At 66.2% G+C, this 12,466-nt stretch carries 11 protein-coding genes and 3 tRNA genes; 11 read left to right on the top strand and 3 right to left on the bottom strand.

The features are described 5' to 3' along the window. The first annotated feature begins 87 nt into the window (after positions 1–87). From ABIA73_RS15910 to ABIA73_RS15870, 9 genes are all read left to right on the top strand, one after another. The gene (locus tag ABIA73_RS15910; protein ID WP_032977901.1) at positions 88–567 is read left to right on the top strand and encodes a peroxiredoxin; all 480 of its coding nucleotides are present in this window, start codon (positions 88–90) and stop codon (positions 565–567) included. 84 nt (positions 568–651) lie between these two features. Next, positions 652–2,052, top strand: coding sequence for a PhoH family protein (locus tag ABIA73_RS15905; RefSeq protein WP_025879446.1), 1,401 nt, complete (start codon positions 652–654; stop codon positions 2,050–2,052). Next, the gene (locus tag ABIA73_RS15900) at positions 2,049–2,555 is read left to right on the top strand and encodes a hypothetical protein (protein WP_025879447.1); all 507 of its coding nucleotides are present in this window, start codon (positions 2,049–2,051) and stop codon (positions 2,553–2,555) included. Before ABIA73_RS15905 ends, ABIA73_RS15900 begins: the two co-directional genes overlap by 4 nt. A gap of 10 nt (positions 2,556–2,565) precedes the next feature. Continuing rightward, entirely contained in the window at positions 2,566–3,234 is a 669-nt protein-coding gene (locus ABIA73_RS15895; RefSeq protein ID WP_223482252.1) for a YoaK family protein, read from the top strand. 332 nt (positions 3,235–3,566) lie between these two features. Continuing rightward, a complete protein-coding gene (gene thiD, locus ABIA73_RS15890; RefSeq protein WP_025879449.1) occupies positions 3,567–4,376 on the top strand; it encodes a bifunctional hydroxymethylpyrimidine kinase/phosphomethylpyrimidine kinase in 810 nt (269 codons plus the stop codon). Beyond that, positions 4,373–5,299 (top strand): alpha/beta hydrolase family protein, encoded by a 927-nt coding sequence (locus ABIA73_RS15885; protein ID WP_099783584.1) that lies wholly within the window; start codon positions 4,373–4,375, stop codon positions 5,297–5,299. Before thiD ends, ABIA73_RS15885 begins: the two co-directional genes overlap by 4 nt. Next, a tRNA-Arg gene (locus ABIA73_RS15880) sits at positions 5,290–5,366 on the top strand. The genes ABIA73_RS15885 and ABIA73_RS15880 overlap by 10 nt, the downstream gene beginning before the upstream one ends. A gap of 58 nt (positions 5,367–5,424) precedes the next feature. Continuing rightward, positions 5,425–5,501: transfer RNA gene (locus tag ABIA73_RS15875), tRNA-Arg, on the top strand. Between the two features lie 32 nt (positions 5,502–5,533). Further along, positions 5,534–5,610: transfer RNA gene (locus tag ABIA73_RS15870), tRNA-Arg, on the top strand. Between the two features lie 661 nt (positions 5,611–6,271). On the opposite strand, the gene ABIA73_RS15865 is transcribed toward ABIA73_RS15870, so the two are convergent. Further along, positions 6,272–7,192 carry a LysR family transcriptional regulator gene (locus ABIA73_RS15865; protein WP_025878941.1) on the bottom strand — a complete coding sequence of 307 codons (921 nt, stop codon included), beginning with the start codon at positions 7,190–7,192 and terminating at the stop codon, positions 6,272–6,274. A gap of 140 nt (positions 7,193–7,332) precedes the next feature. On the opposite strand from ABIA73_RS15865, the gene ABIA73_RS15860 reads away from it, so the two are divergent. Beyond that, a complete protein-coding gene (locus ABIA73_RS15860) occupies positions 7,333–8,034 on the top strand; it encodes a pirin family protein (RefSeq protein ID WP_025878940.1) in 702 nt (233 codons plus the stop codon). Positions 8,035–8,088: 54 nt separating this feature from the next. On the opposite strand, the gene ABIA73_RS15855 is transcribed toward ABIA73_RS15860, so the two are convergent. Both ABIA73_RS15855 and ABIA73_RS15850 read right to left on the bottom strand, forming a co-directional pair. Then, on the bottom strand, positions 8,089–10,284 hold the full coding sequence (locus ABIA73_RS15855; RefSeq protein ID WP_154879985.1) for a TonB-dependent siderophore receptor: 2,196 nt from the start codon (positions 10,282–10,284) through the stop codon (positions 8,089–8,091). Positions 10,285–10,440: 156 nt separating this feature from the next. Continuing rightward, on the bottom strand, positions 10,441–11,136 hold the full coding sequence (locus ABIA73_RS15850; RefSeq protein WP_033830819.1) for an alpha/beta hydrolase: 696 nt from the start codon (positions 11,134–11,136) through the stop codon (positions 10,441–10,443). A gap of 187 nt (positions 11,137–11,323) precedes the next feature. Between ABIA73_RS15850 and ABIA73_RS15845 the strand changes: the two genes are divergently transcribed. Further along, positions 11,324–12,463 carry an MFS transporter gene (locus tag ABIA73_RS15845; protein WP_354276010.1) on the top strand — a complete coding sequence of 380 codons (1,140 nt, stop codon included), beginning with the start codon at positions 11,324–11,326 and terminating at the stop codon, positions 12,461–12,463. Positions 12,464–12,466 lie beyond the last annotated feature (3 nt).

Raw genomic sequence — 12,466 nt, 5'->3', positions numbered from 1 at the left:
AACCCTGATTCTTCGCGCGCTCCTCACGGGCGCGTGGCGTTTCATGCAATTGTCGTAGAAAGAACCCAGGCTCGACAGAAGGACCTCATGAACAACGGCGATACCCTGGACAGCACCACCCTTTCCCTGCCGCTGGCGCTGTCCGGCGGCGCCCAGGCCACCCTCGGCGATTACGCCGGCCAGTGGCTGGTGCTGTACTTCTACCCCAAGGACAGCACCCCGGGCTGCACCACCGAGGGCATCGACTTCAACGCACTGCTGCCCGACTTCAGGAAAGCGGGCGCGGTCGTGCTTGGCGTCTCCCGCGACTCGGTGAAGTCCCACGACAACTTCTGTGCCAAGCAGGGCTTCGCGTTCCCGCTGGTCAGTGATGCCGACGAAGCGCTGTGCAGCGCCTTCGACGTGATCAAGATGAAGAACATGTACGGCAAGCAGGTACGTGGCATCGAGCGCAGCACCTTCCTGATTTCCCCCGACAGCCGCATCGTGCAGTCATGGCGCAAGGTCAAGGTCGCCGGCCATGCCGACGCCGTCCTCGCCGAACTGAAGGCCAATCAGTCCAAGTGAGTCCCATCGCCCACTTTGTCCGCCACCACCCTGCCCTGCAGCAGGCCGTGGTGGTTTTTCCCTGTCCGTAACCAGGAACCGATGATGACCCGAGGCAAGCGCATCTACGTGCTGGATACCAACGTGCTGATGCACGATCCCACCGCGCTGTTCAAATTCGAGGAGCACGATGTCTACCTGCCCATGCAGGTGATCGAGGAGCTGGACAACGGCAAGAAGGGCACGACCGAAGCGAGCCGCAATGCCCGCCAGGTCAGCCGCTTCCTCAACGAACTGGTGCAGGCTTCGGGCCTGGACAACCTGGCCGAGGGCATTCCGCTGCAGCGGCCGCAGGGCCTGCAGCTGCGCGGCAAGCAGAGCGTGGGCCTGCTGCGCTTCCAGACCAGCCATTTCGACGCGGGCAAGAGCTTTGGCAAGGTCATCCCGGACAACGCCATCCTCGGCGCGATCCTGGCGCTGAAGGAAGAAACGCCGGAGATCCCGGTGGTGTTCGTCTCCAAGGACATCAACCTGCGCATCAAGGCGGCCATCGCCGGCATCGTCTCGGAAGACTACGAGAACGACCGCGCGCTGGACGATTTCAGCCTGCTCTACACCGGCGCCACCGAGCTGCCGGAAGACTTCTGGAAGCGCCACGGCGAGGATCTGCGCAGCTGGAGCGACAAGGGCCGCACGCACTACGAAATCCTCGCCCAGGACGGCGAAGAGTGGTACCCGAACCAGTACGTGTACCTGCCGGGCGAAGACGAAGTCGAGCTGCGCGTCAGCAGGATCGTCGGCGATGGCAAGGTGGTGTTGTCGCTGGTCGATGACTTCCGCCACGGCAGCCATGCCGTGTGGGGCATCAGCGCGCGCAACCGCGAGCAGAACTTCGCACTCAACGCACTGATGGATCCGGAGATCGACTTCGTCACCCTGCTCGGTACCGCCGGCACCGGCAAGACCCTGCTGGCACTGGCCGCCGGCCTGGCGCAGACGATGGACCAGCAGCGCTACCGCGAGATCATCATGACCCGCGCCACGGTCAGCGTCGGCGAGGACATCGGCTTCCTGCCCGGTACCGAGGAAGAGAAGATGACGCCGTGGATGGGCGCACTGACCGACAACCTGGAAGTGCTGACGCACAATCAGGAAGGCGGCACCTGGGGCCGCCAGGCCACCAACGACCTGCTCGCCAGCCGCATCAAGATCCGCTCGATGAACTTCATGCGCGGCCGTACGTTCCTGTCGCGTTACCTGATCCTGGACGAGGCACAGAACCTGACCCCCAAGCAGATGAAGACGCTGATCACCCGTGCCGGCCCCGGCACCAAGATCGTCTGCCTGGGCAACGTCGAACAGATCGACACCCCGTACCTGACCGAAACCACGTCGGGCCTGACCTACGCCGTGGACCGCTTCAAGAACTGGCCACACAGCGCGCACATCACGCTGCGTCGCGGTGAACGCTCGCGGCTGGCCGATTACGCCTCGGAGGTGTTGTGAACCGCTGCACCCGTCTGCTGCTGCCATCGCTGGCGGTCGCCATTGCCACGCTGCTCGGTGCCTGCGCGACCACGCAGGGACCGGCCAGCGTGCCGACCACAGAACGCAGTGGCCAGTCCTGGGTGGTCACCCGCCCGATCATCGCCGCGCAGGTGCTCGACACCTGCTCGCGCCCCAGCCCCGGCCGCGAGGCCGGGCGGGTCAGCGGCTACTGGGCACCGAGCCGGCAGCAGGTGGACCAGCTGGAAGCGAAGCTGGCATCGCTGGAAGCGCAGGTGCCACACGTGCTGGATTTCGATCGCCAGTACGTCGGCATCGAGCTGGACGGAAAGCAGGTGATCTACATCAACGCGTTCCATCTGCCTGAAGACAACAGCCTGCGGCCCGCCCGCGAGGCGGTGCGGGTCTGCGATGGCGGCGCGCAGTTCTGGGGCGCGGTCTTCGACCCGGCCAGCGGGACCTTCAGCGAGCTGCAGTTCAACGGCGGCTTCGGCGGGCCCTGAGGGGCCTGCCATGGGAATCCGCCTGCCCACCTGGGTCTGGATCGGCGCGGTCGCCCTGTCGTGCGTGGCCGGCATGGTCAATGTGGTTGGCTTCCTCGGTTTTGAACACCAGGCGGTCAGCCACATGACCGGCAGCACCAGCCAGCTCGGCATGGCACTGGCGCAAGGTGACTGGCGCGCGGTCGCCCATTTGTGGGGTCTGCTGATCGCATTTTCGCTGGGCGCGATGGTCAGCGGACTGCTGATCCAGGACAGCGCACTGCAGCTCGGCCGGCGCTACGGCGTGGCGCTGGCATTGGAATCGCTGTTGCTGCTGGCGGCCATTCCGCTGTTCAAGCAGCATCAGATATGGGGCGCATTGGCGGCCGCGATGGCCTGCGGACTGCAGAATGCGATGGCCACCACCTTCAGTGGTGCCGTCGTACGCACCACTCATCTCAGCGGCATGTTCACCGATCTCGGCATCGGTCTCGGCCACCTGCTGCGCGGGCTGCCGCTGCAGATACGACGCCTGACCCTGAGCGGCCTGATCATCAGCGGCTTCCTTGCTGGCGGCGTGATCGGCGCCTGGCTGTTCGTGCGCTGGCAGTACGACGCCCTGCTGGCCCCTGCCCTGCTGACCGGCCTGACCGGGCTGGGCTATGTGTCCTACCAGCAGTGGGCACGCTGGCGGCGTTGAGCATGGTGTCATCCACGCATGGCGTGGATCTACTGACCGTCACCAGGAAGCTATCGAAGGCGGGGGGGGGGGGGGGGGGGGGGGGGGGGGGGGGGGGCGGGGGGGGGGGGGGCGGCCCCGGGGGGGGGGGGGGGGGGGCCCCGCCCCGCCCCCCCCCCCCCCCCCCCCCCCCCCCCCCCCCCCCCCCCCCCCCCCCCCCCCCCCCCCCCCCCCCCCCCCGCCTCCCCCGCAGAAATCCAGAGCCGCTGTTGCTGTTGCCCCGGCTTCTGCCGGTGCCGGGCGCAGCCCGGCCGGCACTACCCCCTGGCAAGGCAGCACGGCACAATCGCTGCATGAGCCCGACCACCCCTGTTTCCGCCCTGACCATTGCCGGTTCCGATTCCGGCGGCGGCGCCGGCATCCAGGCCGACCTGAAGGCCTTCGCCGCGCATCGCGTGCATGGGCTGTCGGTGATTGCCGCACTGACCGCGCAGAACACCCGCGGCGTCCGCGCCGTGCACGTGCCACCGATCGACTTCCTGCGCGCGCAGATCGAAGCCTGCTTCGACGACTTCGACATCCACGCGGTGAAGCTGGGCATGCTGGCCAACGCCGAGGTGATCCACGCGGTGGCCGATGCACTGGAACGCCATCGACCACCGCACGTGGTGCTCGACCCGGTGATGGTGGCCACCAGCGGTGCGCGCCTGCTGGAGGACAGCGCGCTGCAGGCAATGCGCCAACGGCTGCTGCCACTGGCCACCCTGGTCACCCCCAATGCACCCGAAGCGGAGCTGCTGGTCGGCCGCAGCATCGCCAATGGCAACGATGCAGAGCGGGCCGCCGCCTCGCTCCTTGATCTGGGCGCCGGTGCAGTGCTGCTGAAGGGCGGGCACCTGCACGAAGGCAACCGCGTGGTCGACCGCTACTTCGACGGCGTCAGCAGCGAAGAATTCATCCATGCCCGCCTGCCACTGGATGCGCATGGCACCGGCTGCACGCTGGCCTCGGCCATCGCCGCGCAGCTCTGCAACGGGCTGAGCCTGGCCAATGCCTGCGAAGCCGGCATCGACTACGTAGCGCGCGGATTGCAGCAGGGCTATGCGCCCGGCCGCAGCGAGGTGCTGGTACTGGACCACTTCGGCGCGGCGCCCCACGCATGAGCGATTCGCCACGCGCGCTCACCGTGAACAGCGGCGATGGCCACCGTTTCGACGTGATCGCCTGCGTGCCCGCACAGCCGCTGGCACGGCTGTTGTGGCTGCCGGCGCTGGGCGTGGCCGCGCGCCACTACGTACCACTGGCGCAGGCACTTGCAGCCAGGGGCGTGGCGGTCTACCTGCACGAATGGCGTGGCAATGGCAGCAGCTCGCTGCGCCCGTCGCGCAGCCAGGATTGGGGCTACCGGCAGATTCTCGACCACGATCTGCCGGCCAGCCAGGCCCTGCTCGCCGATGCCGATGACGCGCAGGAGGTACTGCCATGGATCATCGGTGGCCACAGCCTGGGCGGGCAGCTGGCCTGCGTGCACGCCGGACGACGGCCACAGGCGTTCGATCGATTGTGGCTGGCCGCCAGCGGCACACCGTTCTGGCGCACGTTCCCGCCACCACGCGGTTGGCTGCTGCCACTGTTCTATCGCTTCCTGCCGTGGATCGCGCGGCGCCAAGGCGTGCTGCACGGGCGCCGGCTCGGTTTCGGCGGCACCGAAGCACGCGGACTGATCGCCGACTGGGCACGCGTAGGGCTGAGCAATCACTACGCCGCCGCAGGCATGGACGAGGACCTGGATGCGCAGATGGCGCGCGTGCACGGCAGTGCGCAGGCGGTGCTGATGGAAGACGATTGGCTGGCGCCAAGCGGATCAATGCAGGCGCTGCTGGCGAAACTGCCGAATGTCGCCTCGGAATTACGCGTGCTTTCTGCGCAGGAGCTGGGTACGCAGGCCGATCACTTCGCGTGGATGAAACACCCGGAGGCTGTCGCAGAGGCGTTTTTCATTCAGTTGGGTGAAAATTTTCACAAAAGCGTTGACGACTCGCGCCGACATCCGCATAATTCCGCTCCTGTCGCAGGGCGCCCGTAGCTCAGTTGGATAGAGTACCTGGCTACGAACCAGGCGGTCGGGAGTTCGAATCTCTCCGGGCGCACCACTCGACAGACCTTCAGCATCCGCCGCTGGAAGTGCAGTAAAATTTGATTGTGTACCGCGCGCCCGTAGCTCAGTTGGATAGAGTACCTGGCTACGAACCAGGCGGTCGGGAGTTCGAATCTCTCCGGGCGCACCACACACGATCAACACAACAAGTTTATGTAATTGGCGCCCGTAGCTCAGTTGGATAGAGTACCTGGCTACGAACCAGGCGGTCGGGAGTTCGAATCTCTCCGGGCGCACCATTACACCGAAACAGCAGGCCCCGGCCTGCTGTTTTTTTATGTGTGTTTTTCGGCAGGGCTGCGCCCTGCACCTGCAGAGGCCAAAGCAACGGCAACGGCAACAGCAGAAGCAGGCATTCCGTGGGATGGCGGGGCGGTATGGATAGGCAGGACACGCCGTAAACCCATCCATGGGGGCTCGATGGCGCCATCCATGGCGCCAACGGTCCTGCCTACCCATACCGCCCCGCCCCTGACAGATCACCGCGATCTGCGGTAGATCCACGCCATGCGTGGATGACTCCATTGAATTCGAATATTTCGACAGTTGAACGAAGGACATCCATGCCTGGCGTGGATCTACGTGTCGACCAAGGTCGACACCCACCAAGAGCAGGCCAAGCCATTCCGGCAGATCGCGAAAATCTGTCGAAGGCGGGGTGGGTCCGGTTGCGGGAGTGTCCGCGGCATGGATGCCGCGGCCAAGCCCCCATGGACGGGTTTACGGCGTCTCCTGCAACCGGACCCACCCCGCCTCCCCACAGGAAACCAGCTTCTGCTGTTGCTGTTGCTGTTGCTGTTGCTGTTGCTGTTGAGGTTGCTGTTGCTGTTGCTGTTGCTGTTGAGGTTGCCGGCCAGCGGCCGGCACTACTGCAGGTGCAGGGCGCAGCCCTGCCGAACCCTACCCCTCTGCCATCGCCTGCCACCATTGCGCCAGCAGCTCCGGCCGCCGCAGGCGCTCGCGCCACCAGCGCAGGGCCGCGCCATCTTCACCGGTGCGCCAGGCTAGCCAGAAGGTCTCTTCCGGCTTGTGCTCCTCGACCTCGCGGATCACCAGCTGGCCGCGCGCCACCGCCGCGCGCGCGCAGGGCTCGGGCAGGAAGCCGAATCCCAGCCCCTGGCACTGCAGCTTCAACTTGCTGGCCATGTCCGGCACGGTCAACGTCTCCTGGCCCATCAACAGGCCCACCGTTCGTGGCAGCAGCCGCCGCGCCGAGTCGGACACGGCGATCGCGCAATACGGCGCCAACTGCTCGCGGCCCAGCACACCCGGTACGGACGCCAGCGGATGCCCGGGTGCCACCGCAAACACAAAATCAACGCTGCCCAGCGGCTCGACCACGTAGCCCCCGCCACTGGGACCCTCACCGGGAGCCGCGACCAACAGGTCGGCGCGCCGGTCCAGCAGCGCTTCCCAGGTACCGGACAGTGCTTCGCCAAACAGGCGCAGCCGGGTGGGCGCCGCCACCTCGCGGAACGCGGCGATATCCGGCCCCAGCAGCCAGGTCGGAAACACCGAATCCACCGCCAGGGTCAATTCCGCCTCCCAGCCCGAGGCCACCCGCCGCACCCGCAGCTCGAGCTCCCGGGCCGCACGCAGCAGGTGCCTGCCCTCCTCCAGCAGCGCGCGCCCGGCCTCGGTCGGCTCCGCCCGCGGGCCGATCCGGTCGAACAGCTGCACCCCCAGATCCTCTTCCAGCTTGGCCACGGTGTAGGAAATGGTCGAAGGCACCTTGTGCAGGGCCTTGCCGGCGCCGGCAAAGGAGCCTCGGCGGTCGATCGCGTCCAGGATCTGCAGGGCATCGAGGCTGAGCTTGAGCATTCGAAATTTTCGATGATGGCTGTCAAAACTATCCGTTTTTCAAACCCAAGGTGCAAGCGGATACTTCTCTTCAACGGGGAAACACAGCGGCTACCCGCCCACCCCGCCCCATCGAAACCATCGAACAAGGAGATTCCATCATGCTGCAGATCCGCAAGAGCGCTACCCGTGGCCTGGCCGAGCATGGCTGGCTGTCCTCGCGCCATACCTTCTCGTTCGCCAGCTACTACGACCCCCGCTATGTGAGCTTCGGCCCGCTGCGGGTCATCAACGAAGACAAGGTGATCGGCGGCCAGGGTTTCGGCACCCACAGCCACAGCAACATGGAGATCGTCTCCTACGTGCTGGGCGGCGCGCTGGAACACAAGGACTCGATGGGCACCGGTTCGGTGCTGCGCTACGGCGACGTGCAGCGCATGAGCGCAGGCAGCGGCGTCAGCCACAGCGAGTTCAATCATTCGGCCAGCGATCCGGTGCATTTCCTGCAGATCTGGATCTTCCCGGAGGCCGAGAACATCGCGCCGTCGTATGAGGAGACCCACTTCACGCCGGAGAGCAAGCGCGGCCAGCTGCGCCTGATCGCCTCGCCGGATGGCGCCGATGGTTCGCTGCACATCCATCAGGATGCGCGCATCTTCGCCACCATCCTCGATGGCGAGCAGAAGCTGCACCATGCCTTGGCTGCCGGCCGCGGCGCGTATGTGCAGGTGGCGCGTGGCCAGCTGCAGGTCAATGGCATCACCCTGGAAGCGGGTGACGCACTGCAGGTCAGCGACGAGGCACAGCTGACTCTGGAAAACGGCAACGACGCCGAAGTGCTGGTGTTCGACCTGAAGCTGTAACCAGCATGCCCGCGATGCCATCCGGCATCGCGGGCATGTCCTGTTGCAACGCGATCAGAACCTGTACGTCACTGCCAGCCGCACGTTGCGCGGCTCGCCCCAGGTGTAGGTGCTGTACCAGCTGAAGATCGTGTAATAGCGCTTGTCCAGCAGGTTGTTGACGTTGACCGTGGCCGACAGGCGATCGTTGAACTGGTACCTGGCCATGGCATCCAGCAGCCAGTACGGCTGGGTGCGATGAACCACCGACGTGCCACTGGCCGGATTGGTGATGTCGCCGAACGTGGAGTCCTGCCAGCGCGCACCGCCACCGACAGTCAGGCCCTGCCAGTCGCCGCGCAGGCGGTAGCTGGTGTGCAGGCTGAACTGGTTTTCCGGCTCCAGCGTGGTCACCTTGCTGCCGGCCTGGCGGGCGATCTTGTGCGCAAAGCCACCCTGCACCTGCCAGCCCTCGGCCAACTGCCCGGACATCTCCAGTTCGTAGCCCTTGGTGCGTACGCCCATCAGTGCGCGATAGGCATCTTCTCCGTTGGGCGTTTTGCCGCCTGTAGGCTGGGCGAAATTGTCCTGGTCGAGCTGGAACAGTGCCGCGCTGGCATTGAAGCGGCCGTCGAGGAACTCCGCCTTCAGGCCCATTTCATAGCTGCGGCCTTCCAGCGGATCCAGTGCCTTGCCCTGTTCGTCGCGTTCGCTGTGCGGCTTGAAGATGGTGCTGTAGCTGGCATACACCGAATAGTGCTGGCCAAGGTCGTAGACCACGCCGGCATAAGGCACGAACACGCCGGTCTCGCGCGTCTGCGGCGAACGGTAGCTGGCCAGGCGGCTGCCGACGATCACCTTCAACGGGTCGGCCACGTCGAAGCGACCGACCACGTACAGGCCGTTCTCGCGGGTCACCTCATTGTTGCCATAACCGCGCTGCCATTCCGGTTCCGGGATGTCACCCTTCCAGCTGTTGTAGTCGGCAACGGCGGTCGGGTACCCGGGCTGCGGCGAATAGCCGGTGTTGGTCCAGCGCTTGCGCGAGGCACTGCCGCCGACCACCAGTTCATGCTGGCGACCGAACAGGCCGAAATTGCCGCTCAGATAGAAGTCGGCCGCGTTGCTGACCGTCTTGCCGACGTACTTGCCCAGCCACAACGAGACGCCTTCGCCGGTGACCGGATCGGGATTGCCACCGGCGGCACCGGCCAGTGCCGCATCGTAGCCGTTGACCTGATGGTTGAGCTGCAGCTTGGCTACCCAGTCGTTGTCGAACGTATGTTCCAGCGTGGCAAAGCCGGTGCGCACGTATTGGCGCCAACCGCTCCAGTGGGTGCCGTTGTTGAACGAGCGCGGCATGTCGTTGAAATTGCCCTGGCTGTCCAGCAGCGGAATACCGCCCCAGGTCGAGCCCTTGGGATCGCTCTCCAGCACGTCGCCACCGACTGTCAGCAGCGTGCGTTCGCCCAGATCGGCTTCCAGCACGGCATAGCCGACCTTGCTGGTGCGCTGGTAGAAATCCAGATTGGAATGCTTGTCCTGCCAGGCACCTACCGCACGCCCACGCACGCGGCCATCGGCAGTCAGCGGGCCGCCGACATCGACTTCTGCACGGTAATCGTCCCAGCGGCCGACGCCCAGCGTCGCACTGCCAGCAAATTCCTTGCCCGGCTTCTTGCGCACCAGGTTGATGGTCGCGCCGGGGTCGCCCATGCCGGTCAGCAGGCCAGTGGCGCCCTTGAGCACTTCGATGCGGTCGTAGATCGCGGTATCGCTGAGCGTATTGCCGGCCGAGTACGCCGAGTCGCGTGACATCGGAATGCCGTCGTACTGGAAGTTCTGCACGGCAAAACCACGTGCGTAGTACTCGGTGCGCTCACTGTCGTAGGTGACGATGCTGATGCCCGGGGTCACCCGCATCACGTCATCGATACCATCCAGACCGAAGTCGTCCATCTGCGCACGGGTGATCACGCTGATGGTCTGCGGGGTCTGCCGCGGAGTCAGCACCAAGCGGGTGGCGGTGGCGATGGTACCCGGCGTGTACGCGCCGCTGCCCTCGGTGATGGTGCCCAGCTGGTTGGCGGTGACCTGCACGGTCTGCAGGGTCTGGGAGGCTGTCCTGCCCTCTTCTTCAACCGGCGCCGATTGCGCCGAGGCGGCGCCGGCAGTGGCCACTGTGGTCAGCAGAAGACCCTGGGCAAGGGCATTCGCCAACGGGCGACGACGCAGGGACAGCACGGAAAAACGAACAGGCACAGACGACACGACGGGACCTCCACGAAGGGGTGGGATCCTCTGGCGGCGGCTCGAGGGGAAGGGGGGAATGCGGCCAAGGGCCGCCGGCGCAGGAGTTTACTCTCCTGCGCCCCCGCTGTCGTGGGTGGTGCCCGGGCCTGACCAGGCGCTGCTCCGTGGCGATGGTCAGCCGTCGACGGCAGCCACGGCCTCCAGGATCAGCGCTGCCACTTCGGAGGGATGCGAGGCCAGCGAGGCATGGCTTGCCTCCAGCTGCAGCAGGCGCTTGGGCTGCATGCGTTCGGCCATGGCCTTCTGGTTCTGTGGCGCGATCATCCGGTCCTGGCTGGAAAGCTGGTACCAGCTCGGCTTGTGCTTCCACGCCGGATCGCTGATCGCATCGCCGAAGGTGCTGGCCAGCGGCGCCTTCTGGGTCACCGCCATCACCCAGCCTTCGTCGGCGCTGAGGTCCTGGCAGAAGCTCTCATGGAACTTGTCGGCACGCAGCCACAGATAGCCATCGCTGTCCGGGGCGAGGTTCGGTGCCGCTTCGGGCAGGTGCTGCTGGGTGATGCCACCGGGGCTCTCACCACTGTCCGGCGCGAATGCGGCGATGTAGACCAGCGCCTGCACATTCGGCTGGTTGCCGGCTTCGGTGATCACCGCGCCTCCGTAGGAGTGCCCGACCAGTACGACCGGGCCATCGATCTGGCGGATCATCCTGCGCGTCCGCTCGGCGTCGTTGACCAGCGAGGTCAGCGGCAGTTCGACCGCCTTCACCTGGTCGTGGCCCTTGCGGTGCAGCTCCAGGATGACCTTGCCCCAGTGTGCGGCCCCGCCCCAGAACCCATGGACGAGGAGGATGGTCGGTGTGGTGCTCATGCGCTGATCTCCGGCGGCGGCCGGGCGGAATGCCGACCGTCGGGCTACTCTCCACTGATGGCGTTAATCAACGGTGACGCATCCGGACCACTGCATTCGTATGCGTCGCCCGATGTCATCCATGGCACTTGCCGATGGCTTCTGAAAACGTTTTCATGAAGGCGATCCTCTGGAGCCTTCCTCGCGCATGACGCCCTCTTCTCCCCGCGCCCAGCAGCACGCGACCCGCGCTGCGTTCTTCATTCCCGGCTTTGCCACCGCTGCCTGGGCACCGATGGTGCCCTTCGCCAAGGCCAAGGCCGGGTTGTCCGACGCCAGCCTGGGCGGGCTGCTGCTGTGCCTTGGCCTCGGCTCGCTGCTGGCGATGCCACTGGCCGGTGCGTTGACCGCGCGCCTGGGCTCGCGCCGCTTGATGATCGCGACCACGGCCTTGATCCTGCTCGCCCTGCCACTGCTGACGCTCGCCCCCACGCCGCTGGCACTGGGAGCAACGCTGTTCGTCTTCGGTGCGGGTGTGGGGGCGATGGACTGCACGATGAACATGCAGGCGGTGGCCGTCGAGCGCGATGCAGGGCGGCCGATGATGTCCGGCTTCCACGCGTTCTACAGCATCGGCGGCTTCATCGGCGCCGGCTGCATGACCGGCCTGCTGGTTCTCGGCACGCCCCTGTGGCTGGCGTCATTGGTTGCCGTGGCGGCGATGCTGCTGGTGGCCCTGTTGTCGGCACCGCACTGGCGCCCGCAGCGCATTCTGCATGACGGCCCGATGCTGGCCCTGCCGCACGGCGTGGTGCTGTTCATCAGCGTGCTCGCCTTCGTGGTGTTCCTGGCCGAGGGTTCGATGCTGGACTGGAGCGCGGTGTTCCTGGCCGAAATACGCCACGTGCCGCGCGACCAGGCCGGCGCCGGTTTTGCCGTGTTCACGCTGGCGATGACGGCGATGCGCCTGTTCGGCGATGGCATCGTCGAGCGCCTCGGCCGCACCCGTACCATCGTCATTGGCGGCATCACCGCTGCGGCCGGTTTCGCGCTGGCCACACTGGTGCCCTCCTTCGCCATGGCGCTGGTTGGCTACGTGCTGGTGGGCCTGGGCTGCGCCAACATCGTGCCCGCCCTGTTCTCGATGGCCGGCCAGCAGCGCGCGATGCCGGAGAGCATTGCGATCACCGCAGTCACCACGCTGGGCTATGCCGGCATTCTTGCAGGCCCCGCAGCGATCGGCGCGCTCGCCCATGCCACCAGCCTGGGCTTTGCCTTCCTGTGCGTGGCAGCGATGCTGCTGGGTGTAGCGACATCTGCACGTTCGCTGGCCCGCCGCCTGCCCTGAAGC

This window comes from Stenotrophomonas sp. 2694 (assembly GCF_040548715.1).
Lineage (GTDB): Bacteria > Pseudomonadota > Gammaproteobacteria > Xanthomonadales > Xanthomonadaceae > Stenotrophomonas > Stenotrophomonas indicatrix.
This window is presented reverse-complemented; position numbering and strand designations above follow the sequence as displayed.